Source organism: Variovorax sp. FW301-JW7 (genome assembly GCF_058788795.1).
Window position 1 is genome coordinate 126,368 of sequence record NZ_JBYTBC010000006.1, and the last position, 21,541, is coordinate 147,908.

General features: G+C 67.9%; 18 protein-coding genes and 1 pseudogene. 9 read left to right on the plus strand and 10 right to left on the minus strand.

Going from position 1 to position 21,541, the window contains the following annotated elements:
• The first annotated feature begins 17 nt into the window (after positions 1-17).
• Positions 18-1,774, plus strand: a pseudogene (pabB, locus tag AC3WQM_RS18025) (aminodeoxychorismate synthase component I).
• A gap of 75 nt (positions 1,775-1,849) precedes the next feature.
• Here the strand turns inward: pabB and ettA are convergent.
• Entirely contained in the window at positions 1,850-3,511 is a 1,662-nt protein-coding gene (gene ettA / locus AC3WQM_RS18030; RefSeq protein ID WP_062475998.1) for an energy-dependent translational throttle protein EttA, read from the minus strand.
• 290 nt (positions 3,512-3,801) lie between these two features.
• Between ettA and AC3WQM_RS18035 the strand changes: the two genes are divergently transcribed.
• Together AC3WQM_RS18035 and AC3WQM_RS18040 are read left to right on the plus strand one after the other, a co-directional pair.
• Entirely contained in the window at positions 3,802-5,610 is a 1,809-nt protein-coding gene (locus AC3WQM_RS18035) for a DEAD/DEAH box helicase (RefSeq protein ID WP_492680599.1), read from the plus strand.
• Between the two features lie 114 nt (positions 5,611-5,724).
• Positions 5,725-6,768 carry an endonuclease/exonuclease/phosphatase family protein gene (locus tag AC3WQM_RS18040; RefSeq protein ID WP_492680601.1) on the plus strand — a complete coding sequence of 348 codons (1,044 nt, stop codon included), beginning with the start codon at positions 5,725-5,727 and terminating at the stop codon, positions 6,766-6,768.
• 1 nt (position 6,769) lies between these two features.
• Here AC3WQM_RS18040 and AC3WQM_RS18045 read toward each other — a convergent pair whose 3' ends face one another.
• The 5 genes from AC3WQM_RS18045 to AC3WQM_RS18065 all read right to left on the minus strand — a co-directional run bounded on the left by AC3WQM_RS18045 (position 6,770) and on the right by AC3WQM_RS18065 (position 11,873).
• Positions 6,770-7,840, minus strand: a complete 1,071-nt coding sequence (locus AC3WQM_RS18045) for an ABC transporter ATP-binding protein (RefSeq protein ID WP_492680603.1) — start codon at positions 7,838-7,840, stop codon at positions 6,770-6,772.
• Positions 7,841-7,859: 19 nt separating this feature from the next.
• The gene (locus tag AC3WQM_RS18050; RefSeq protein ID WP_489058200.1) at positions 7,860-8,711 is read right to left on the minus strand and encodes a carbohydrate ABC transporter permease; all 852 of its coding nucleotides are present in this window, start codon (positions 8,709-8,711) and stop codon (positions 7,860-7,862) included.
• Positions 8,708-9,580: a carbohydrate ABC transporter permease gene (locus AC3WQM_RS18055; protein WP_489058199.1), complete on the minus strand. Its 873-nt coding sequence runs from the start codon at positions 9,578-9,580 to the stop codon at positions 8,708-8,710. The genes AC3WQM_RS18050 and AC3WQM_RS18055 overlap by 4 nt, the downstream gene beginning before the upstream one ends.
• Before the next feature lie 43 nt (positions 9,581-9,623).
• Complete coding sequence (locus AC3WQM_RS18060) at positions 9,624-11,009, minus strand: ABC transporter substrate-binding protein (protein WP_492680605.1); 1,386 nt, start codon at positions 11,007-11,009, stop codon at positions 9,624-9,626.
• Positions 11,010-11,129: 120 nt separating this feature from the next.
• Complete coding sequence (locus AC3WQM_RS18065; protein ID WP_489058195.1) at positions 11,130-11,873, minus strand: FadR/GntR family transcriptional regulator; 744 nt, start codon at positions 11,871-11,873, stop codon at positions 11,130-11,132.
• A 148-nt stretch (positions 11,874-12,021) separates the two neighbouring features.
• Here AC3WQM_RS18065 and AC3WQM_RS18070 point away from each other — a divergent pair, with 148 nt between their 5' ends.
• From AC3WQM_RS18070 to AC3WQM_RS18090, 5 genes are all read left to right on the plus strand, one after another.
• On the plus strand, positions 12,022-13,758 hold the full coding sequence (locus AC3WQM_RS18070; RefSeq protein ID WP_492680607.1) for an IlvD/Edd family dehydratase: 1,737 nt from the start codon (positions 12,022-12,024) through the stop codon (positions 13,756-13,758).
• Positions 13,759-14,052: 294 nt separating this feature from the next.
• The gene (locus AC3WQM_RS18075; RefSeq protein WP_492680609.1) at positions 14,053-14,964 is read left to right on the plus strand and encodes a 2-dehydro-3-deoxygalactonokinase; all 912 of its coding nucleotides are present in this window, start codon (positions 14,053-14,055) and stop codon (positions 14,962-14,964) included.
• Positions 14,961-15,602: a 2-dehydro-3-deoxy-6-phosphogalactonate aldolase gene (locus AC3WQM_RS18080; protein WP_492680611.1), complete on the plus strand. Its 642-nt coding sequence runs from the start codon at positions 14,961-14,963 to the stop codon at positions 15,600-15,602. The genes AC3WQM_RS18075 and AC3WQM_RS18080 overlap by 4 nt, the downstream gene beginning before the upstream one ends.
• Positions 15,603-15,646: 44 nt before the next feature.
• Positions 15,647-16,384 carry an aldolase gene (locus tag AC3WQM_RS18085; protein WP_492680613.1) on the plus strand — a complete coding sequence of 246 codons (738 nt, stop codon included), beginning with the start codon at positions 15,647-15,649 and terminating at the stop codon, positions 16,382-16,384.
• Positions 16,385-16,497: 113 nt separating this feature from the next.
• Positions 16,498-16,824 carry a hypothetical protein gene (locus AC3WQM_RS18090; RefSeq protein ID WP_492680615.1) on the plus strand — a complete coding sequence of 109 codons (327 nt, stop codon included), beginning with the start codon at positions 16,498-16,500 and terminating at the stop codon, positions 16,822-16,824.
• 6 nt (positions 16,825-16,830) lie between these two features.
• On the opposite strand, the gene AC3WQM_RS18095 is transcribed toward AC3WQM_RS18090, so the two are convergent.
• The 4 genes from AC3WQM_RS18095 to AC3WQM_RS18110 form a co-directional block, all read right to left on the minus strand.
• Positions 16,831-17,538, minus strand: coding sequence for an SDR family oxidoreductase (locus tag AC3WQM_RS18095; protein ID WP_492680617.1), 708 nt, complete (start codon positions 17,536-17,538; stop codon positions 16,831-16,833).
• Positions 17,539-17,573: 35 nt separating this feature from the next.
• Positions 17,574-18,998, minus strand: coding sequence for an MATE family efflux transporter (locus tag AC3WQM_RS18100; RefSeq protein WP_070062482.1), 1,425 nt, complete (start codon positions 18,996-18,998; stop codon positions 17,574-17,576).
• Positions 18,999-19,013: 15 nt separating this feature from the next.
• Entirely contained in the window at positions 19,014-20,330 is a 1,317-nt protein-coding gene (locus tag AC3WQM_RS18105; protein WP_492680619.1) for an MFS transporter, read from the minus strand.
• 110 nt (positions 20,331-20,440) lie between these two features.
• On the minus strand, positions 20,441-20,896 hold the full coding sequence (locus AC3WQM_RS18110) for a MarR family winged helix-turn-helix transcriptional regulator (protein WP_307696068.1): 456 nt from the start codon (positions 20,894-20,896) through the stop codon (positions 20,441-20,443).
• A gap of 75 nt (positions 20,897-20,971) precedes the next feature.
• On the opposite strand from AC3WQM_RS18110, the gene AC3WQM_RS18115 reads away from it, so the two are divergent.
• Positions 20,972-21,538: a PaaI family thioesterase gene (locus tag AC3WQM_RS18115; RefSeq protein WP_492680621.1), complete on the plus strand. Its 567-nt coding sequence runs from the start codon at positions 20,972-20,974 to the stop codon at positions 21,536-21,538.
• Positions 21,539-21,541 lie beyond the last annotated feature (3 nt).

A 21,541-nucleotide genomic window follows, 5' to 3' on the forward strand; every position in this document is an offset into this window, starting at 1 on the left:
GGGACCGGGCGCGCTTGCTGTCCACGCTGATCGATTTCGCCGACCCGCGCACCGACGGGGCGACCCGGCTGCGCGCTGCCTTCGGTGCGCCCGTGCGCGTGCTGGTCGCCCATGCGCCGCACGAGGTGCGCCCCGTGCTGGACGCCGTCGAGGCGCTGGCCCGCGAAGGCCGCTGGTGCGTCGGCCACCTGCGCTACGAGGCCGCCGCGGCGTTCGATGCGGCCTTCGAGGTGCACGCGCCCGACGGGCCACTGGCCTGGTTCGGCGTGCATGACGAGGCATTGCCATGGCCCGACGCGCCGGCGCCCGCCGTGGCGCCCGTCGCGTGGACGGCCGACCTCTCGCGTGAAGCCTTCGACCGCAGCATGCAGGCGATCCACCGCGCCATCGCCGACGGCGTGCTGTACCAGCTCAACTACACGGCGCCGCTGCGCGCGGCCTTCGACGGCGACGCGCAGGCCTGGTTCCACGCGCTTCGGCGGGCGCAGCCCAGCGGTTACGGCGCCTTCATCGACACCGGCGACGAGCAGGTGCTGTCGGTGTCGCCCGAGCTCTTCTTCGACCGCGACGGCGACCACATCCTCGTGCGCCCCATGAAGGGCACCGCGCCGCGCGGCGCCACGCCCGCCGAGGACGCGGCCCACGCGCTGCGGCTGCGCACCGTGCCCAAGGAGCGCGCCGAGAACGTGATGATCGTGGACCTGATCCGCAACGACCTCTCGCGCGTGGCCCAGCCCTTCTCGGTGCGCGTGCCGCGCCTTTTCCACACCGAGGCGCTGCCCACCGTGTGGCAGATGACCTCCGACGTGGAGGCCCGGCTGCGCGAAGGAACGACGCTGGCCGACCTGTTCGCGGCGCTGTTCCCCTGCGGCTCCATCACGGGCGCGCCCAAGGTGAGCGCCATGCGCATGATCCGCGCGCTGGAGCCCGACGCGCGCGGCGTGTACTGCGGCGCCGTGGGCGTGGTGCGGCCCGGCGGGCACGCGACCTTCAACGTGCCGATCCGCACCGTCACGCTGCGCGGCAACGCCGCGCGCTGCGGCATCGGCAGCGGCATCACAGCCGATGCGCAGGCGGATGCGGAGTGGGACGAGTGGCGGCACAAGCGCGCCTTTCTCGGCGCGGCGGTATCTTCGCAACCATGACCTCCTTCGAGCTGCTCGAAACCCTGGCGCTGGCCGATGGCACGCTGCGCGATGCGCCCGCGCACCTGGCCCGCATGCATCGTGCGGCGGCGCACTTCGGCTATCCGTGGCACGAAGCGCAAGTGGCGGCCTGCCTGGACCAGCTGCGCGCAGCGCATGCCGCAGGCACATGGCGCGTGCGCCTGCTGCTCGATGCGCAAGGACAACCGCGCGCCGAAGCCTTCGCCATGGACGCCGCGCCACCGCGCGTGCGCCTGCAACTGGCCACGCGCGCCTTCGACGAGGCCGACAGCGAGTTCTCGCGCTTCAAGACCACGCGCCGCGCGCACTACGAGGCCTTCGCGCCGACTGCGCCCGGCGTGTTCGACACGCTGCTGTGGAACCGCGACGGCGAGATCACCGAATGCACGCGCGGCAACATCGCGCTGCAGCTCGACGGCCGCTGGGTCACGCCGCCGCTGCATTGCGGCCTGCTCGACGGCATCGGCCGCGCGCGCCGGCTGCGCGACGGGCAACTGACCGAAGCGATCGTGCGCGTGGACGACCTGCCCCGCGTCGAAGCCCTCGCCTTCGTCAACAGCTTGCGCGGCTGGCTCGACGCCGACCTCGTCGGCCACGACGCCCCCTGAACGACAAAGCGCGCGGCCCCTTGCGGAACCGCGCGCTCTGGTCGTCGAAGCGGCCGAAGCCGCCTGCGTCCTGTCTTACTTGAGTGCCTTGTAGCGCATGCGCTTCGGCTTGGCGCCTTCTTCGCCCAGGCGCTTCTTCTTGTCGGCTTCGTACTCCTGGTAGTTGCCGTCGAAGAAGGTCCACTGGCTGTCGCCTTCGGCGGCCAGGATGTGCGTGGCGATGCGGTCGAGGAACCAGCGGTCGTGGCTGATGACCATCACGGTGCCGGCGAACTCGAGCAGCGCGTCTTCCAGGGCGCGCAGGGTTTCCACGTCCAGGTCGTTCGACGGTTCGTCCAGCAGCAGCACGTTGCCGCCCGCGATCAGCGTCTTGGCCAGGTGCAGACGGCCGCGTTCACCGCCCGACAGCGTGCCGACCTTCTTCTGCTGATCGGCGCCGTTGAAGTTGAAGCGGCCCGCGTACGCGCGGCTGGCCATCTGGAACTTGCCGACGTTGATGATGTCCAGGCCGTTGGAGATGTCTTCCCACACGGTCTTGTCGGACGCCAGCTCGTCGCGGTGCTGGTCGACGAAGGCCATCTTCACGGTCTGGCCGATGACGACCTCGCCCGTGTCCGGCTTTTCCTTGCCCGCGAGCAGCTTGAACAGCGTCGACTTGCCGGCGCCGTTCGGGCCGATGATGCCGACGATGGCGCCTGGCGGCACGGTGAAGCTCAGGTTGTCGATCAGCATGCGGTCGCCGAAAGACTTGCTGACGCCGTGGAACTCGAACACCTGCTGGCCCAGCCGCTCCGCTACAGGAATGAAGATTTCCTGCGTTTCGTTGCGCTTCTGGTATTCCATGTCGCTCAGCTCTTCGAAGCGGGCCAGGCGCGACTTGCTCTTGGCCTGGCGTGCCTTCGGGTTCTGGCGCGACCACTCCAGCTCCTTCTTCAGGGCCTTGGCGTGGGCTTCTTCGCTCTTTTGCTCCTGCGCCAGGCGTTCGCCCTTCTGCTCGAGCCAGGTGCTGTAGTTGCCCTTCCATGGAATGCCGCGACCGCGGTCCATTTCCAGGATCCACTCGGCGGCGTTGTCCAGGAAGTAGCGATCGTGGGTGATGGCCACCACGGTGCCCGTGAAGCGCTGCAGGAACACTTCGAGCCACTCGACCGATTCGGCGTCCAGGTGGTTGGTCGGTTCGTCGAGCAGCAGCATGTCGGGCTTGGACAGCAGCAGGCGGCACAGCGCCACGCGACGCTTTTCACCGCCCGACAGCAGGCCGATCTTGGCGTCCCACGGCGGCAGGCGCAGCGCGTCGGCGGCGATTTCCAGCTGGTGCTCGGAATCGGTGCCGGCGGTGGCGATGATGGCTTCGAGCTGGGCCTGCTCGGCCGCCAGCGCGTCGAAGTCGGCGTCTTCCGCACCGTAGGCGATGTACACCTCTTCGAGGCGCGCCTTGGCCGCGAACACCGCGCCCATGGACTCCTCGACCGATTCACGCACCGTGTGCTCGGCGTTGAGCTTGGGTTCCTGCTCCAGGTAGCCGATCGTCATCCCCGGCATGGGCAGGGCCTCGCCCTCGAATTCCTTGTCCACACCCGCCATGATCTTGAGCAGCGTGGACTTGCCCGAGCCGTTCAGGCCGAGCACACCGATCTTGGCGCCGGGGAAGAAAGAAAGCGAAATGTCCTTCAAGAGCTGCCGCTTGGGCGGCACGGTCTTGCTGACGCGGTTCATCGAATAGACGTATTGAGCCATCTGTGAATGGTTACCTCGGTAGCTTGGGATTTGCGTAAAAGCACGGTCGTCCGGACAGTGATCCGGGCGCGGCGAACCCATGATTATCGACTCATGCGACAATAGTCCTCGTTGCCGGGTCCAGTTGCCCGCAAACCGGCTCTCTGCCGGGGACGAAGAAACCCCTTATCACAACGGGTTTTCCGGCTCCCACCCCTGACCTTCATCTGCCTTGACTGGCTCGGCGTCATCCAAACGACGCCTGGCGGGCCGATGCCACTGCGCCGTGTATGGCGCTTGTTGTTTCCACAATGAATTTTGACGAACTGAAGCTGGCTCCGGCCATCTTGAAGGCTGTGCTCGAACACGGCTACGACACCCCTACGCCCATCCAGGCACAAGCCATTCCCGTGGTCCTCGACGGCCACGACCTGCTGGGCGGCGCCCAGACCGGCACCGGCAAGACCGCGGCCTTCACCCTGCCGATGCTGCACAAGCTCACCATGAGCCGCAGCGCCACCAACAAGTTCGGCGGCATCGGCATCCGTGCCCTCGTGCTGACCCCCACGCGTGAACTCGCGGCCCAGGTCGAAGAGTCGGTGCGCACCTACGGCAAATACCTGCAGCTCGACTCCACCGTGATCTTCGGCGGCGTGGGCATGAACCCGCAGATCAGCAAGCTCAAGAAGGGCGTCGACATCCTCGTGGCCACCCCCGGCCGCCTGCTCGACCTGCAGCAGCAGGGCATGCTCGACCTGAGCCAGGTCCAGATGCTGATCCTGGACGAAGCCGACCGCATGCTGGACATGGGCTTCATCCACGACGTGAAGAAGATCCTGGCCCTGGTGCCCAAGGAAAAGCAGAGCCTGCTGTTCTCGGCCACCTTCAGCGACGAGATCCGCGACCTCGCCGGCTCGCTGCTCAAGAACCCGCAGAGCATCCAGGTCACGCCGCGCAACACCACGGTGCAGCGCATCACGCAGGTGATCCACCCCGTGGGCCGCGGCAAGAAGAAGGCGCTGCTCGCGCACATCATCAACGAGCACAAGTGGAGCCAGGTGCTCGTGTTCACGCGCACCAAGTTCGGTGCCAACAGCGTGGCCGAGTTCCTCACCAAGAACGGCATCGAGGCGATGGCGCTGCACGGCAACAAGAGCCAGAGCGCCCGCACGCAGGCGCTGGCCGGCTTCAAGAGCGGCGACATCCGCGCGCTGGTGGCCACCGACATCGCGGCCCGCGGCATCGACATCGACGAGCTGCCGCACGTCGTGAACTACGAAATCCCGAACGTCAGCGAAGACTACGTGCACCGCATCGGCCGCACCGGCCGCGCCGGTTCGAGCGGCGAGGCCGTGAGCTTCGTGTGCCTGGACGAAGAAGGCTTCATGCAGGAAATCGAACGCTTCACGAAGCAGACGATCCCGGTGCAGAAGGTCGAGGGCTTCGGTCCTGAAGAAGGCGAACGCGCCGAGCCGATCGCCATGGGTCGCCAGACGATCTGGGGCGGCGCCGGCCGTCCGCCGAGCCGCGAAGTCATGCAGGCAGCCGCCAAGGCCGCCCGCACCGAAATGATGTCGCGCATCCGCGAGAACAAGGCCGGCCAGGGTGGCGGCAACGGCGGTGGTGGCGGCGGCAATGGCGGCGGTCAGCGCCGTGGCGGCGGCCAGGGCGGCGGTCAAGGCCGCAATGCCAACGGTGGCGGCCAAGGCCAGGGCCAGGGCCCGCGTGGCCAGGGCGCAGCCCGTCCCGCACAGGGCCGCGGCCCGCAGCAAGGCCAGCCGCGCGCACCGCAGCAGCCGCATCACCACACGCCCCACGAAGAGCGCCAACCGCGCCATCACGGCAACAGCCACAGCCCGACGCAAGCCAACCAGGTCGCGCACCTGCGCGCTGAAGCCGTCGCAGGCGGCGGTGCGGCCGGCCAGCCGGACCCGTTGCGCACGAGCGTCGACCACATGGGTGGTCGCGGTCGCGGCGGTCGCCCGGGCGGCGGCGGCGGTGGCGGCTACGGCGGCAACCGTTCGGGTGGCGGTGGCCGCTCGGGTGGTGGCGGCTACGGCGGCGGTGGTGGTGGCAACCGCTCCGGCGGTGGCGGCGGCGGTCGTTCGTTCGGTCGCTGAAACGCACACACGCGTCGATTCCACAAAGGGCACTTCGGTGCCCTTTTTCGTTTCTGCCGGTGCGGCCGGCGCGGCAGGGTCGTTTGCACCGTCTCAGGACACAATGTGCGGGCCATGCCCTCCTACCTCCCGCCCAACTACGCCACGCTCTTCGTCGCCACCTGCAACCTGCTCAACCTCGCGAACCCCAACCGCGTGTACTACGAGAACCAGGACGCCTACAACGAGCGCGAATACGAACGCAAGATCGACTGGATCGGCGAGCGCATCCACGCGCTCAACGCCGACGTGCTCGCGGTGCAGGAGGTGTGGGACGAGGCCGCGCTGAAGGCCGCCATCGGGCGCAGCGGCCTGCGCTACGACTTCGTCTCGGTGCCGGGCGCCGAGAACTCGCCGCCGCCCGGCAGCCCGCCGGGCACGCCCGGGCGGCCGGGTGCGCAGGGCACGCCGCGCGTCGGCATCGTCACACGGCTGCAGGTGGACAGCGTGCAGTCCTTCGTCGACTTTCCCCCGGGCTTCGGCGTCGAGGTGCCGGGCATCGGTGCGCACACGCGCTTCGAGCGCCCGCCCCTGCTGGCCACCGTGCGCATGAAGCACGGCCAGCTGGTGCATGTGCTGACGGTGCACCTGAAGTCCAAGCGCCCCAAGTTCCTGCAGGACGCGCAGGGCAACCACCTGGAAGACCGCGACGACCGCAAGATCGGCGCCATGGCCTCGTTGCGCTCGCTGCTGATGCGCGGTGCCGAAGCCGCGGCCCTGCGCTGCATCGTGATCGACCTGCTGCAGGGCACCAACGTGCCGCTGGTGGTGATGGGCGACTTCAACGACAACCCGCACAGCGTGACCACGCAGCTGGTGGCCGCCACCTCCGAGGTGGCCTACGACAAGGCCGCGCGCGACGTGGCGCTGTTCAACGCCTACGAGATGCAGGGCGAGTCGGCGCTGAAGAAGGACGTGGCCTATTCGCACATCCACCAGGGGTTCCCGGATGTGCTCGACCAGATCCTCGTGAGCGAGGAGTTCGTCGCCAGCAGCCGCCACAGCCTGGGCGACGTGCGCCGCGTCGACTACTTCAACGACCACCTGCACGAAGGCCGCGACCGCTCGCGCTCGGACCACGGCTTCGTGCGCGCGCTGCTGCGCCTGCGCACCGACTGAATCACCCCATGCGCCGGCCGGTCTGGCGGTCGAACAGGTGCACGTTCTCGGCGTCGATGGCGAGCTGCACCGTTTCGTCGGGCCGCGCATCGACGCGGCCGTGCACCGCGAGCACCAGCTTCGACTCGCCCACCTGCACCAGCAGCTCGGTCTCGGCGCCCGTGGGCTCGACCACGATCACCTTGGCAGCCACGCTGTTCGCTCCGCCGCCGAGCGTGATGTCGCCGGGGCGCACGCCGTAGTGCACCGGCTGGCCGTCGGGCGCCGACGTGCCGGCTGGCACGGGCCAGCGCGCGCCCTGCGCCTCGACATGGCATTCGCCGCCCACGCGGCGCACCGTGCCCTCGATCACGTTCATCGACGGCGAGCCGATGAACTGCGCCACGAACAGGTTGTCGGGGCGGTCGTACAGGTCGAGCGGCGTGCCGATCTGCTCGACGATGCCGTCGTGCATCACCACGATGCGGTCGGCCATGGTCATGGCCTCGATCTGGTCGTGCGTCACGTAGACGGTGGTGGTCTTCAGGCGCTGGTGCAGCGCCTTGATCTCCGCGCGCATGGCCACGCGCAGCTTGGCGTCGAGGTTCGACAGTGGTTCATCGAACAGGAACACCTTCGGGTCGCGCACGATGGCGCGGCCCATCGCCACGCGTTGCCGCTGGCCGCCCGACAGCTCGCGCGGGTAGCGCCCGAGCAATGCGTCGAGGTTGAGGATCTTCGCGGCGCGCGCCACGCGTTCGTCCGTCACCGACTTCTCGGCGTTGCGCAGCCGCAGGCTGAAGCCCATGTTCTCGCCCACCGTCATGTGCGGGTACAGCGCGTAGCTCTGGAACACCATGGCGATGTCGCGGTCCTTCGACTCGAGGTCGTTGACCACGCGCCCGTCGATCATGATCTCGCCGCCACTGATGTCTTCCAGGCCCGCGAGCATGCGCAGCAAGGTCGACTTGCCGCAGCCCGAAGGCCCGACCAGCACCACGAATTCACCGTCGGTGATGTCGAAGCCCAGGCCCTTGATGATCTGGGTCTTGCCGAAGGATTTCTGGATATTGCGAAAGGATACGGAGGCCATTTTTTGTCCCTGAAATCGTTCAGCTCTTGACTGCGCCAGCCGTCAGACCGCCGACCATGTAGCGCTTGAAGGTGTAGTAGATGGCCGCAGGCGGCAGCGCGTAGATGAGGCCCGTGGCCATCAGCAGCTCCCACGGCGAATCGTCGGCCGACAGGAAGTTGCCCAGCGCCACCGCCAGCGTCACGCTCTTGTCGTTCGACAGCAGCAGGAAGGCGTAGAGGTATTCGTTCCACGCCAGCAGCAGCGAGTACGTGCCGACCGCCACCAGCGAAGGCACCATCAGCGGCAGGTACACGAGGCGGAACAGCTGCAGCGGCGAGGCGCCGTCCATGCGCGCGGCCTCGTCGAGTTCGTAGGGCAGCTTGTCCGACGCCTGCTTGAGCACCCAGATGCAGTACGGCGAGGCGATGGTCACCATGGCCAGGATCAGCGCCCACTGGCTGTTGAGCAGGCCGTAGTTGCCCATGGTCTTGTACATCGGCACCGCGAGGAAGGCCGCGGGGATGAAGTAGGTGAACAGCGCCAGGTTCATCACCGTGCGCCCGCCGCGCACGCGCAGCCGGCTGATCGCGAACGCAGCCGTAGTGGCCACGAACAACGTGATGGCGCCCACCGACAGCGCGATGACCAGCGAGTTGCCCAGCTGCACCCAGAAGTGGTCGAGATAGAAATGCTTCTGGTGAAACACCGTGCTGAAGTTGGCCAGCGTGGGCTTGGTCGGCCACAGGTGGCCGGAGGTGGCCGAGTCCTTGGACGAGAAGGCGAACAACGCCATGTGATAGACCGGAATCAGCGTCCACAGCAGCACCGGAAGGCCGATGAGCAGCAGCTTGGCCTCGGTCGCTATGGCCTTGGGGGTCCAGCGTTTCATTTCGAGAGCCTCTTCATCATGAAGTACACCAAGGGCAAGACCAACGGCATGGCGACGACGATGGATGCCATCGACAGGTCGACCTGGTCGAGCCGCAGGTAGCGGATGCCCAGCGTGGCCAGCACGTGCGTCAGGTCGGCGGGGCCGCCGCCGGTGAGCAGATACACGCTGTTGAAATCGCCCAGTGTCCAGATCATCGAAAGGATGAGCGACGTGACGTAGAGCGTCTTGAGCGCGGGCCAGCTCACGAAGCGGAACTTCTGCCACGACGAAGCGCCATCCACCGACGCGGCCTCGTACTGTTCGGTGGGAATGGCCAGTCGCCCCGCCACGAGGATCAGTGTCCAGAACGGCAGCGACTTCCAGATATGAACCAGCATCGCGAAGCCGAGCGCCAGCGTCGGGTCGTTGAGCCAGTTGGGACCATCGGCGCCCGTGAGGCGGAAGATGGTGGTGTTGATCACGCCCCACTCGGGGTTGAGCATGAAGCGGAACGACAGGATGGTCGGAATCGACGGCATCGCCCACGGCAGGATGAAGATCGCCGAGACGATCTTGATCCACCAGCGCGAGGTGACGAAGAAGCCCGAGAGCACCAGGGCCACGAGCATCTTCAGGTTGATCGCCACGACCAGGAAGATGGCCGTGTTGATCACCGAGCGGAAGAAGATCGGGTCTTCGACCAGCTTGACGTAGCTTTGCGGATGGCGCGCGAGCCACAGCCCGTAGCCCACCGGGTAGAGCACGAACACCACGAACACCAGCAGGTAGGGCACGACCATCACCGCGCCCCAGAACTGCCAGCGCGCATGCCGCGCTCCAAGGTTGGCAACAGGCGCCGGGCCTGGCGCGGTGGTGGTGGTGCTCATGCGATTGCCCCCGTTGGTGAAGATGGTGCCGCGTGCCGCTGGCTTACTGCGCCGCCACCGTCTTGATGCGCGCGATCATCTCGTCGACCGCCTTGTCCACCGGCACCTTGTCGGTGACGACGCGGCTCATCGCCTTGGCCCAGACGTTCTCGTTGTTGATCACGGTGAAGCGGTAGTTCTTGGTGAACTCGAAGGTCACGGTACCGGCGGCGTACTGGTTAAACACCGACTTGCGATGCGAATCGGCCTGCCAGAACGGGCTGGCCTGCCCGGCCTTGGTGACCGGGAACCAGCGGCCCAGCGAGCCCTCGACGTACGGCGTGAGGTTTTCTTCCTGCAGCAGGAAGGCCACGAACTCCTTGGCGCGCGCCTTGTTCTTCGCGTCCTTGAACACCACGCCGGTCTTCACCGCCGTGCGGTAGACCATCTTGCCGCCGTCGGGCTTGCTCGGGAAACCGGCCGTGCGAATGCGCTCGGTGTAGTTCTTGCGGGCTTCTTCACGCTGCTCGGGCGTGAGCGTGGCGTTGTTCGAATCGTCCAGCCACTTGGCCGGCAGCGAGATGGTCGCGTTGTGCGTCATCACGGTCGTCTTGTTGTGGAACGCAACGTTGTTGTCCGGGTCCTTCCAGCTCGTGGACGACGGCGGCGTGCAGCCCGTGAGGTAGGGCTTGGTGTAGTCGGTCATGGCGCTGATGAGGCCGGCGCGCACCTTCGGGTCGTCGACCAGCAGCTTGCCGCTGTCGTCCACCAGCTTGACGTTGTAGGCGTCCATGAAGGTCAGGAACGAATAGAAGGCGTCGCTCGAATCCACGCCCATCGGCATGCCGATGCCGAAGTTGCGCTTGCCGCTGGCCTTGCGGCTGGCGGGCTGCACCTTCTCGCACCAGAACGACCAGTAGTCGTTCCAGGTGGTGGGGATGTCGCTTTCCTTGAAGCCGGCTTCGGCGAGCATGTCGAGCCAGTACTCGATGTGCATCGTCTGCTGCTTGATCGGGAAGGCGTAGTAGGCCTTGGTCTTGGTCTGGTTGTTGTAGAGGTTCGTGGTCTCGATGGTGTTGGGCGCGAAGCGGTCCTTCATGGGCGTGAGCACACTGCCGATGTCTTCGAGCTTGCCGTCGAAGGCCCACTTGCCAGTGACCTGGAAGTCGTACACGTCGGCGTACGCCACATCGGGCGGGCTGCCTGAGTCGAGCGCGGACACGGTCTTGGGGATCATGTCCTGCACCGGGTACTGCGACAGCTCGATCTTCACGTTCTTGTTCTTCTCCTCGAACTTCTTGATGGCCGCGAAGAGCGCATCGTCTTCCGCCTTGTAGAAGCCCTTGACCCACCAGACGGTGAGCTTTTCCTGCGCGGCGGCCGGGCTGGCCGACGCCAACAACCCCAGCGCGACCAGCGTCGGCGCGATGAGCGACTTGACGAGTTTCATGGTGTCTGTCTCCTTCTTCTCGGGTGGGAAATGCTCGGAACGCGAGCGTGGGTGAAAGAACCTCAGATGCGAAACGGGGCCTGCGCCGCCGACGGGCACCCTGCCCGCCCGACGCACGGTCTAGCTGGCCTTGAGCCGGGGCGGCGGCCGGCTCAACCGGGGCAGGCGGCGGCGCGAGCCGAGCACGTCCTCGATGTCTTGCCGCGCACCGTCGATGAGCCGGATCACCGCGCGCTCGGCCTTGGCCGGGTCGTGCGCAATGACCGCGTCGAGCACCGCGCGATGCAGCGGCAGCGACAGCGCCGGGCCGTCGGGCTTGGCGGTCGAGATTTCGAAGCTGGTGCGCAGCAGCGCGCTCAGCGCCTTGCTCATCTGCGCCAGCATGCGGTTGCGTGCGGCGCTGAGCAGGCCGGTGTGAAAGCGCAGGTCGAAGGTGACGTAGTCGCCGCCGTTCTCGACGGCGTCCTTCATGCCCGCGTAGGCACGCTCGATTTCCTCGATGTCTTTCGGGCCCGCGCGTTCAGCCGCAAGGCGCACGGCCGCCGGCTCCACCACGCGGCGCAGGTCTTGCAGGTCGCGCAGGAACTCGGGCGTGAGGCCCGCGCGCGACTGCCAGGTGATGACGTCGGGGTCGAACCAGTTCCACTTGTCCTGCGGCAGCACGCGCGTGCCGACCTTCGGCCCGGTGGAGACCAGGCCCTTGGCCGCGAGCGACTTGATGGCCTCGCGCACCACCGTGCGGCTCACGCCCAGTTCTTCGCCGAGCAACGGCTCCGCGGGGATCGACGCACCGATCGCATAGCGCCCCGCCACCACGGCTTCGCCGAGCAGTTCGAGGGTGCGGCCATGGATGTTCTTGATCATGTGCGATGTGAATTTCGGTATCCCGCCGTTCCAAAAATTCAGGCTCTGGCAGGCTCTCCACGCTTATCATATGATGATTGAAATTGCATTTCGGCAGGACAAACCCTGAGGTCTGCCGCCACAAAATCAGCAGTTGGAGACAAACCCCATGAGCACGATTCCCAAGAAAAAATCAGGTGAGTTGCGCAGCCAGCAATGGTTCGGCCGCAACGACCGCGACGGTTTCATCTACCGCAGCTGGATGAAGGGCAAGGGCGTGCCGCACGACCAGTTCGACGGTCGCCCGGTCATCGGCATCTGCAACACCTTCAGCGAACTCACGCCCTGCAACTCGCACTTCCGCACGCTCGCCGAGCAGGTGAAGATCGGCGTGTACGAGGCCGGCGGCTTCCCGCTCGAGTTCCCCGTGATGTCGCTCGGCGAAACGCTCCTGCGCCCCACCGCCATGCTGTATCGCAACCTCGCGAGCATGGACGTCGAAGAAAGCATTCGCGGCAACCCGCTCGATGGCGTGGTGCTGCTCATGGGCTGCGACAAGACCACGCCCGCGCTGATGATGGGCGCGGCCAGCGTCGACCTGCCGACCATCGGCGTGTCGGGCGGCCCGATGCTCTCGGGCAAGTGGCGCGGGCAGGAGCTGGGCTCGGGCACCGGTGTGTGGCAGATGAGCGAACAGGTGCGCGCCGGCACGCTCAAGCTGCAAGACTTCTTCGAGGCCGAGAGCTGCATGCACAGGAGCCACGGCCACTGCATGACGATGGGTACCGCGAGCACCATGGCCAGCATGGTCGAGTCGCTGGGCATCGGCCTGCCGGGCAATGCGGCCTACCCCGCCGTCGACGGCCGCCGCAACGTGCTCGCGCGGCAGGCGGGCCGACGCATCGTCGACATGGTGCATGAAGACATGAACATGTCGAAGATCCTCACGCGCCAGGCGATCGAGAACGCGATCAAGGTCAACGCGGCCATCGGCGGCTCGACCAACTTCGTGATCCACCTGCTGGCCATTGCAGGCCGCATCGGTGTCGACCTCACGCTCGACGACTTCGACCGCCTCGCCGCCGACCTGCCCTGCCTCGTGAACCTGCAGCCCTCGGGCCAGTTCCTGATGGAAGACTTCTGCTACGCGGGCGGCCTGCCGGTGGTCATCAAGGAAATCGCCGACCACCTGCACAAGGACATCCTCACCGTCACCGGCCAGAGCGTGTGGGAGAACGTGAAGGACGCCGAGAACTACAACTCGCAGGTCATCCGCACTCAGGCCGAGCCCTTCAAGGACAAGGCCGGTATCTGCGTGCTGCGCGGCAACCTCGCGCCCAACGGCGCCATCATCAAGCCCAGCGCGGCCACGCCCGAGCTGCTGGTGCACAAGGGCCGCGCGGTGGTGTTCGAAAGCGCCGACGACCTGCACAGGCGCATCGACGACGAGAATCTGGACATCGACGAGCACTGCATCATGGTGCTCAAGAACTGCGGCCCCAAGGGCTACCCTGGCATGGCCGAGGCCGGCAACATGCCGCTGCCGCCGAAGGTGCTGCGCAAGGGCATCACCGACATGGTCCGCATCAGCGACGCGCGCATGAGCGGCACCGCTTACGGCACCGTTGTTCTGCATACCGCGCCTGAAGCGGCTGCAGGCGGCCCGTTGGCATTGGTGCAGGACGGCGACATCGTCGAGCTCGACGTGCCGAACCGCAAGCTGCATCTGCATGTGAGCGATGAAGAACTGGCGAAGCGCCGCGCGAAGTGGGTGGCGCCCAAGGCACCGCTCGACTCGGGGTACTGGAAGCTGTACGTCGACACGGTGCTGCAGGCTGACCAGGGAGCGGACCTGGACTTTCTGCGTGGTCGCCGTGGGGCTTTTGTGCCGCGAGACAATCACTGATTTGGAGAGATCCAGGGCGCGCTCCCGTCGACGGGGTACCTTGCTCCGCGAATGTCCCCCGCCCTTCGGGCTCCTCCTTGATTTCGCTGCGCAAGGCACCCCATCGACGTGAGCGGGTTCAGAGCAGTCGTTGATCGGCTGCAAAACGCAGAGCGTGCCCTCGTACACAGGGCACCGGGTGCTTCCCGCAGCGAAATCAAGGAGGAGCGAAGCGGGGGACATTCGCGAAGGGAAGTACCCGGTGTCCTGTGCACGCACCCCGAACAAGCTCTCGAAACGCAACAGACGACAGACATGACAAGACTCATCGCCATCGACTGGGGCACAAGCTCGCTACGCGGCGCATTGCTCGACCCGAGTGGAAAAGTCATCGAAGAACGCAGCGACGCCCGCGGCATCCTCACCGTGCCCGAGGGCGGCTTCCCTGCCGTGTTCGAGTCGCTGTTCGGCGACTGGATGCGCCTGGCAGACACGCGCTGCCTGATCTCCGGCATGGCCGGCAGCAAGCAGGGTTGGGTCGAAGCGCCCTACTGCCCCTGCCCCGCAGGCCGCGTCGAAGTAGGCCGCAGCATCATCGCCACAGACGCCATCCCCGGCGCGCGCATCGCCATCGTGCCCGGCCTCAGCGACGAGCACGCCGGCGTGCCCGACGTGATGCGCGGCGAAGAGGTGCAGATCCTCGGCGCCATGACGATCACCGGCCTGGACGACGGCGTCTTCGTGCTGCCCGGCACCCACAACAAATGGGCCACGGTCAAGAAGGGCCGCGTCGCGGGCTTTCGCACCTACATGACGGGCGAGTTCTACGCGCTGCTGAGCCAGCACTCGATCCTGGGGCGCACGCTCGACGCGGCCGCGCCGCTCGACGAAGCCGCATTCCTCGAAGGCGTGACGCGCTCCGAGAACGGCCACGGCCTGCTGCACAACGCCTTCGGCACGCGCACGCTCGCGCTGTTCGAGCGCATGCCCAAGGAAGAACTGTCGAGCTACCTCTCGGGCCTGCTCATCGGCGAAGAACTGCGCACGCAGTCCGTGCAGGCCGTCGGCGAGGTCGTGCTGATCGGCTCCTCGGCCCTCACTCAGCGCTACACCCTGGCCCTGCGCGCCACCGGCGTCGCCACGCGCACGCTCGGCGCCGAAGCCACCTGGGCCGGACTGCACACGCTGTCCGGCTTCCTCGACACCGACAGGACACCCGCCCCATGACCACGCCCCTCGATAAATTCAACGCCGCGATGCAGGCCCTGCCGCTCGTGGCCATCCTGCGCGGCCTCTCGCCCGCCGAAGCCGCCGACGTGGGCGACGCCATCGTCGAGCCCGGCTTCCGGCTGCTCGAAGTGCCACTCAATTCGCCGCAGCCGCTGGAGAGCATCGCGCTGATGCGCCAGCGCTTTCCCACCGCACTGGTCGGCGCCGGCACGGTGCTTGAAGCAAGGCAGGTGCGCGAGGTGCAGGCGGCCGGCGGCGAGCTGATCGTGTCGCCCAATTTCAACGCGGAAGTGATCCGCGAGGCGGCACGCCTGGGTCTGGTCTGCCTGCCCGGCGTGATGACGCCGACCGAGGCCTTCGGCGCGCTCACGGCCGGTGCCACGGGCCTGAAGCTGTTCCCGGCCGAGCTGGCCTCGCCCGCCGTGGTGAAGGCCCTGCTCGCGGTGCTGCCGGCCGGCACGCCCGTGATGCCCGTGGGTGGCATTTCGCCGGACAACATGGGCACGTGGCGTGCCGCCGGCGCGGCCGGCTTCGGCATCGGCTCGTCGCTCTACAAGCCCGGCAAGACCGCCGCCGCGGTGCGCGAAGACGCGCACCGCTTCGTGGCGGCTTGGGCCGAGCTGGTCCGCGCCTGATCCGACAAGACCCATCCACCACAAGAAAGAAGGAGACCCCCGCGATGTCCGCCGATTCCGAATACGCCAGCCCCGCCGTGCGCCAGTTGCGCGAAGACCTCGCGCTCGCGCTGCGCGCCGCGGCCCACCATGGGCTGTCCGAAGGTGTGTGCAACCATTTCAGCGTGTTGCTGCCGGGGGCGCAGGACCGCTACCTGATCAACCCGCGCGGGTTGCACTGGAGCGAGATCGGCCCCGACGACATCGTGCTGATCGACGTGCACGGCGAAGTGCTCGCGGGCCGCCACCGCGTGGAGCCCACCGCCCTCTTCATCCACGGCGCGGTGCACCGCCTCACGGGCCACGCCGTGGTGCTGCATTGCCACATGCCCTACGCGACGGCGCTGACGCTCACGGTCGACCGCGCGCTCGACCCGACCGCCAGCCAGAACGCCATGCGCTACATGAACCGCATCGCCATCGACGCCGAGTACAACGGCCTGGCGCTCGACGACGCCGAGGGCGAGCGCATCGCGCGCGCCATGGCCGGCAAGGACGTGGCCTTTCTCGCGAACCACGGCGTGATCGTGGCGGGCGGCACCATCGCCCATGCCTACGACGACCTGTACTACCTGGAGCGCGCCTGCCTGCACCAGGTGATCGCGCAATCGACCGGGCGCCCGCTGGTGCCCGTCAACGTGAAGCTGGCCGCGCACGTGGCGGCGCAGATCCAGGGCGAGCGGGAACAGTCCGACCTGTTCTTCGAAGCCCTGCGGCGCATGCTGCCGGCCCCGCAACGCTGAAAAGGCGTGCGCGCAGCGGCTTACAGCTCTTCATGCGATTTCGCTTGCGGCTTACAAGAACTTCACACAATGACGTGACGATGGGGCATCGCAATCACTCCCCAGGAGTCGCCATGAAAAAGCTGACATTCGCCTTCGGTGCCGCTGCCCTGCTCTCGCTGGCCGCCCTCACCGCACCCGCCCATGCCCGGGCCGGCGGCCCGTTCATCCAGGCCCAGGTGTACGTGACGCCCGCGCCGCCGCCGCGCCATCACTACTACGCCCCGCCGCCGCCCCCGCGCCACTACCACCCGCGCTACTACGAAGGTCCGCGCCGCCACGGTTACTACGACCATGGCCGTCGCGGCTGGGACGACCGCCGCCACGGCCGCCGGGACAACGACGGTGACGGTGTGCCCAACCGCTACGACCGTCGCCCGAACAACCCCTACCGCTATTGACGCACGTCAGACCGGCGGGCTCGCATACGCGGGCCGCTCGGTCGACAGGCTCTGCTTGACCTGGCGCGTGACCTCGTCGGCCAGCACCTCGGGCAGCCCCGCTTCCACGCCCGCCAGCGCCTGGCGCGCAGCGTCATCGGGAGAGGTCTTGGGACCGGGCAGGCGCGCCGCCATGTCGGTGTCCATGAGCGCCACGTGCAGGCTCGTGACCTGCGTGCCCTGCCCCGCCAGTTCGTTGCGCAATCCGTTGCTCAGCGACCAGGCCGCCGACTTGGTGGCGCTGTAGGTCGCCACGCCGGGGAACGTGGTCCAGGCCAGGGCCGACAGCACGTTGAGGACCGCACCGCCGCCGTTCGACGCGAGCACCGGCGCAAAGGCCTGCGTGAGCGCCCAGGGACCGAAGAAGTTGGTCTCGAACTCGGCGCGCGCCGCGGCCACCGCATCGGCCGAACCCAGGAAGCTCGATCCGCGCGAGATGCCCGCGTTGTTGACCAGCAGCGTCACGTCGCCGCAGGCACGCACGGCAGCTTCGATCTGCGCGGGCTGCGTCACATCGAGCGCCACGGGGACGACGCCCGCGAGCGTGATGCTCTTGGGGTCGCGCGCGGCCCCGTAGACCTTGCGCGCGCCGGCCGCGAGTGCCGCCTTGGCGAACGCCAGGCCGAGCCCCCGGTTGGCACCGGTGATGAAGACGACGGAATCCTTGATCTGCATGACGAGCCTTTCGTTGAAAAGAAAAAGCGAGCGCTTCAGGCCTGCGCCACGCGGCGCAGCAGCCCCTGGGTCGTGCGCGGCCAGCCCACGCGGCCGAACCACGCACCGCCCGCGATGGCCGAGGCGATGACGATGCCGTACACCACCAGCGCCACGCCCTGCGCCGCGAACACGCCGGTGAGCCCGCCGCCCCAGCGCAGCGCCAGCCAGCCGCCCGTGCCCGCCACGGCGAGCCGTGCGATGTTGCCGAGCACCGGCCACAGCAGCCGGCCCGCGCCCTGCGAGGCGAAGTACAGCACCAGCCCGACACCGAAGAAACCGTACAGCGGTCCCACCACGCGCAGGTAGTGTGCGCCGGTCTCGAGCATCACAGGGTCGTGGCCGAACAGCATCAGCCACGGACGCGGGAACAGCGCCGCGGCCAGCCCGATGACCTCGGCCATGCCGAAGGCCAGCGCCGCGCCGGCCCAGGTGGCGCGCAGCGCGCGCTCGCGCAGCCCCGCGCCCATGCAGGTGCCGACCATCGCCACCAGCGGCGCACCGAGGCCGAACACCAGCGGCACCAGCAGGTACTCGAGCCGCGACGCGGTGCCGTAGCCGGCCAGCGCGCCCGCGCCGAAATGGCCGGTGAGCGCGGTGGCGATGCCGATCGACAGGTTGGTCGCCACGGTCGACACCGTGCCCACCAGCCCGATGCGCAGGATGTCGCGGAACAGCGGCCAGCGCATCTGGAACGCCGCCAGCGTGGGGCGCAGCAGGCTGCGCGGCGAGCGCAGGTAGGCGATGAGTGCGAGCGAGCCCAGCAGGTAGTACAGCAGCAACGCCAGCGCCCCGCCCGCGATGCCCATGCCGCCCCACGGCCCGATGCCGAAGATCAGGAGCGGCGATGCGGGAATGAGGAACACCACGCCCACCACCGTCACGTTGGCCGGCACCGCCATGTTGCCGGTGCCGCGGATGATGGCGGACAGCGAGTTGAAGAGCCACACCAGCACCGCGCCCGCGAACACCCAGTTCGAGTACGTGAGCGCGGCTTCCAGCGCCGCGCCGGTGCCGCCCATCACGCCGTAGAGCCAGCGTCCGCCCAGCAGCAGCGCGAGCGTGAAGCACAGGCCGAAGCCGATCGCGATGACCACCGCATGCCAGACCAGCGCATCGGCGTCGCCCCGGCGCCGCGCGCCCAGCGCACGCGCGATCGACGAGGCGATGCCGCCGCCCATCGCGCCGCTGGAGGTCATCTGCATCAGCATGACGATGGGAAACACCAGCGCCATGCCGGCGAGCGCGTCGGTGCCGAGCTTGCCGACGAAGTAGGTCTCGATGAGCCCGACGGAGGCCTGCGCCAGCATCACGAGCACATTGGGCGCGGCCAGCCGCAGCAGCGTGGGGATGATGGGCGCCTCGAGCAGGCGGCGCGTGCGCGGGTCGAGGTCGCCGTTCGCTTGTTGCGTGGTGGTCATGCGGGTCTCCGGCGGTCAGGCGCGTGCGGCGGCGTTGGTGGTGGCCGCGGCCGGTGCAGCGGCGGTCTTGGCGGGGCGGCGGATCGCCATCACGATCACCGCCGCGAGCAGGCAGGCCGCGCCGGCCGTGTACAGCGCGGGCGTGTAGGTCAGCAGCAGCGTGCGCGCAAAGCCGGCGCCGTAGGCCGCGGTGGCCGCGCCCAGCTGGTGGGCCGCGAAGATCCAGCCGAACACCAGCCCGACCTTCGCGGGGCCGAAGGCGGCGCCCGCGAGCTTGACGGTCGGCGGCACGGTGGCGATCCAGTCCAGGCCGTAGAACATCGCGAACAGGCCCAGGCCGTAGATCGTGAACTCCGAATGCGGCAGCCAGAACAGCGACAGCCCGCGCAGGCCGTAGTACCAGAAGAGCAGCTTGCGGTTGTCGTAGCGGTCGGAGAGCCAGCCCGACAGGATGGTGCCGACGAAGTCGAAGGCGCCCATCATCGCGAGCACCGAGGCGGCCGGCACGGCGCTCATGCCGTAGTCGCCGCACAGCGAGATGAAGTGCGTCTGCACCAGGCCGTTGGTGCTCAGGCCGCAGATGAAGAAGGTGCCGGCCAGGATCAGGAAGGTGCGGTTGGTCGCCACCTCGCGCAGCACGCGAAACGGCGTGGCGAAGTTCATCGTGAAGGCGGGCGCCGGCGCCGGCTGCGTACCGGGCGCTTCACCATAAGGCAGCAGGCCGATGTCCGACGGCCGGTTGCGCACCAGGCACAGCGCAAGCAGCGCGATCACCACGCTGCCGATCACGATCGGCACGATGGCCGAGCGCCAGCCCCAGTGCTCGATCATCCAGGCCGCCAGCGGCAGGAAGGCCAGCTGGCCGGTGGCCGCGCTGGCGGTGAGCATGCCCACGACCAGGCCGCGCCGCGCGACGAACCAGCGGTTGGCCACCACGGCGCCCAGCACCAGCGCCGTCATGCCGGTGCCCAGGCCGAGCATCAGGCTCCACAGCACGAACAGCTGCCACAGCTGCGAGGCCGTGGTGACCAGCGCCATGCCCAGGCCGACCAGCGTGAGGCCGGCGCACATCACCGCGCGCAGGCCGTAGCGCTCCATCAGCACCGCGGCGAACGGGCCCATGAGGCCGAACAGCGCAAAGCGCAGCGCGAGCGCGGACGAGATCTGCTCGGTGCTCCAGCCGAACTCCTCGCCGAGCGGCTTCATCATCGCGCCCGGCAGGCCGAGCGCGGCCGACATGGTGAGCATGGTCAGGAAGGTGACGGCGGCGACGATCCAGCCGTAGTGGATGCCGCGGCGCTGCAGCCATGCGGAGACGTGGGTGGCGAACATGGGACCTCTGGAACTGTTGGAATGGGTCGGGGGAGAAACGAAGAGACAGGGAATCCGGCCGCGCGGCTTCAGGAGCGCGGAACGTGTTCGTTGAAAAGGGGGTGGGAGCGTCAGTCCTGCACGTCGACCGGCTCGCCCGTGCCCAGCAGCGCGAGCGACTCGTCGATGAGCGTATGCAGCGCGAGCACGCGCTCCACGCCCAGCAGCGCATTGAGCTTGAGCTGTGCCGTCTTCCAGTGCTGTTGCGCCTCGCGCCACTTGGCATCGCCGGCGTCGGTGAGCGACACCAGCCGGCTGCGCGCATCGGCGCCCGCCACTTGCGCCACCCAGCCCGCGGTGATCAGCGGCTGCAGGTTGCGGCTCAGCGTGGACGCGGTCATCTTCAGTTCGCCCGCCAGGTCGACCGGACGCATCGGGCCCAGGCGCTTGAGGTGCGACAGCAGCGAGTACTGCGTGGTCTTGAGGCCGCTGCGCGACACCTCGGCGTCGTAGTGCTGCGTCAGGCGGCGCATCAGCTGGCGCGTCTTGAAGCTGGTGCAGCCGCGGGGTTGGGTGGGTGTGTCCATGGGGTATTATTGTATGTGCAACTATTGCATATGCAATCAACCCCTCCCCGCAAAGCCCCCAGCAGGAACACAGGCATGACGCAGCAAGCTTTCACCGACACCCCTTCCCATCTGCTCGACGCATGGATCGCCGAAGAACGGCAAATCGCCGAGCGCCTCGAGAACGGTCCCGGCCCCGGGCTCGCACGCCCCGAGCAGGTCGCCGGCAAGACCGGCCTGGAGGTCATGCAGGCCATGCTCAACGGCGAGATTCCCTACGCCGCCATCGCCAAGACGCTGGGCTTCACCATCGTCTCGGTCAGCCGGGGCATCGCCATCTTCCAGGGCACGCCGCTGCCCCAGCACCTGAACCCGCTGGGCACCATCCACGGCGGCTGGGTCGCCACGATGCTCGACTCGGCGCTGGGCTGCTCGGTCCACACCATGATGCCGCCCGGTCGCGCGTACACGACGGCCGAGCTCAGCGTGAACTACGTCAAGGGTCTCACGCCAAAGGTGCAGCGCGTGCGCGCCGAGGGCAAGGTGATCCACTGCGGCAAGCAACTCGCCACCGCCGAGGCGCGGCTGGTCGGGGCGGACGGCACGCTGTACGCGCATGCGACGACGACGTGCCTGGTGTTCGAGGTGCCGGCGGGGCGGTGAGGC

What these genes read in the sequence shown, in the direction of transcription:
- AC3WQM_RS18095 (WP_492680617.1), bottom strand. Translation starts at nt 17,538, where the DNA reads ATGCAGATCAAGGATTCCGTCGTCTTCATCACCGGTGCCAACCGGGGG.
- AC3WQM_RS18080 (WP_492680611.1), top strand. Translation starts at nt 14,961, where the DNA reads ATGACCACGCCCCTCGATAAATTCAACGCCGCGATGCAGGCCCTGCCG.
- AC3WQM_RS18100 (WP_070062482.1), bottom strand. Translation starts at nt 18,998, where the DNA reads ATGACCACCACGCAACAAGCGAACGGCGACCTCGACCCGCGCACGCGC.
- ettA (WP_062475998.1), bottom strand. Translation starts at nt 3,511, where the DNA reads ATGGCTCAATACGTCTATTCGATGAACCGCGTCAGCAAGACCGTGCCG.
- AC3WQM_RS18075 (WP_492680609.1), top strand. Translation starts at nt 14,053, where the DNA reads ATGACAAGACTCATCGCCATCGACTGGGGCACAAGCTCGCTACGCGGC.
- AC3WQM_RS18070 (WP_492680607.1), top strand. Translation starts at nt 12,022, where the DNA reads ATGAGCACGATTCCCAAGAAAAAATCAGGTGAGTTGCGCAGCCAGCAA.
- AC3WQM_RS18055 (WP_489058199.1), bottom strand. Translation starts at nt 9,580, where the DNA reads ATGAGCACCACCACCACCGCGCCAGGCCCGGCGCCTGTTGCCAACCTT.
- AC3WQM_RS18090 (WP_492680615.1), top strand. Translation starts at nt 16,498, where the DNA reads ATGAAAAAGCTGACATTCGCCTTCGGTGCCGCTGCCCTGCTCTCGCTG.
- AC3WQM_RS18060 (WP_492680605.1), bottom strand. Translation starts at nt 11,009, where the DNA reads ATGAAACTCGTCAAGTCGCTCATCGCGCCGACGCTGGTCGCGCTGGGG.
- AC3WQM_RS18040 (WP_492680601.1), top strand. Translation starts at nt 5,725, where the DNA reads ATGCCCTCCTACCTCCCGCCCAACTACGCCACGCTCTTCGTCGCCACC.
- AC3WQM_RS18045 (WP_492680603.1), bottom strand. Translation starts at nt 7,840, where the DNA reads ATGGCCTCCGTATCCTTTCGCAATATCCAGAAATCCTTCGGCAAGACC.
- AC3WQM_RS18115 (WP_492680621.1), top strand. Translation starts at nt 20,972, where the DNA reads ATGACGCAGCAAGCTTTCACCGACACCCCTTCCCATCTGCTCGACGCA.
- AC3WQM_RS18110 (WP_307696068.1), bottom strand. Translation starts at nt 20,896, where the DNA reads ATGGACACACCCACCCAACCCCGCGGCTGCACCAGCTTCAAGACGCGC.
- AC3WQM_RS18065 (WP_489058195.1), bottom strand. Translation starts at nt 11,873, where the DNA reads ATGATCAAGAACATCCATGGCCGCACCCTCGAACTGCTCGGCGAAGCC.
- AC3WQM_RS18035 (WP_492680599.1), top strand. Translation starts at nt 3,802, where the DNA reads ATGAATTTTGACGAACTGAAGCTGGCTCCGGCCATCTTGAAGGCTGTG.
- AC3WQM_RS18085 (WP_492680613.1), top strand. Translation starts at nt 15,647, where the DNA reads ATGTCCGCCGATTCCGAATACGCCAGCCCCGCCGTGCGCCAGTTGCGC.
- AC3WQM_RS18105 (WP_492680619.1), bottom strand. Translation starts at nt 20,330, where the DNA reads ATGTTCGCCACCCACGTCTCCGCATGGCTGCAGCGCCGCGGCATCCAC.
- AC3WQM_RS18050 (WP_489058200.1), bottom strand. Translation starts at nt 8,711, where the DNA reads ATGAAACGCTGGACCCCCAAGGCCATAGCGACCGAGGCCAAGCTGCTG.